At 44.2% G+C, this 674-nt stretch carries 1 protein-coding gene; it reads left to right on the top strand.

Annotation, left to right across the window (positions count from 1 at the left end):
* A partial coding sequence (locus tag ACFILZ_RS10075) for a hypothetical protein (protein WP_375611086.1) occupies window positions 1–674 on the top strand: 674 nt, incomplete at both ends.

The following is a 674-nucleotide window of genomic DNA, read 5'->3' as shown; positions in this document are numbered from 1 at the left end:
AGCTCGGGTCTTTTAGAAGCCGTGTCAGGCGATATGACCTTCGATGTCTCAGCGCTTACCAACATGCGTGAAGGTGGAGTTGAAGTTAGCGATAAAGTGGTTTCTCACAGTTACGTGCGAGGAGAATGGAAAGATGTCGAAAATATTGATCATTTACGTATCAAGGAAAATATCGACACCACGATCATTCGTCAGCAGCCTCATTTTACCAATAATGCTGCACAGATTTTAGTAGGACATCATCTGACAATTAATGCCGGTGATATCCGCAATAGCTATAGCTTTATTGCTGCCAATGGCAACATTGAGATGCATGGCGATACGCTGCTCAATGAGGGGCGCGATTTAATCGAAACAACTAAGATTGTAACTGAAACGCGCTACAGACATAAGCAATGTAGTATCACAAATCCAGCATGTATAAACGGTGCAGAAGAATGGGATGGTCCTACTTTTACCCAAACACTCAAACGCACTTATGATGCTGTTTACGGCACGATTGAAGCTGGTGGCACGCTTGATGCCAAGTTGACAGGCTATATTGACAATCATGCGGTGCGTGAGGGGGTTGAGCAAGTTGGCTTAAGCTCTGGCGATAAAGGTTTGGCTGGTGTTAAAAACACCGATTTTGACGGTTCCAAACCACTGATTAGTGATGATCGATTAGATGGGAT

Source organism: Bartonella sp. AP40SXNS, from assembly GCF_042195825.1.
GTDB lineage: Bacteria > Pseudomonadota > Alphaproteobacteria > Rhizobiales > Rhizobiaceae > Bartonella.
Note: the sequence above shows the minus strand (reverse complement) of the source record. Positions and strands in the feature narration are given on the sequence as shown.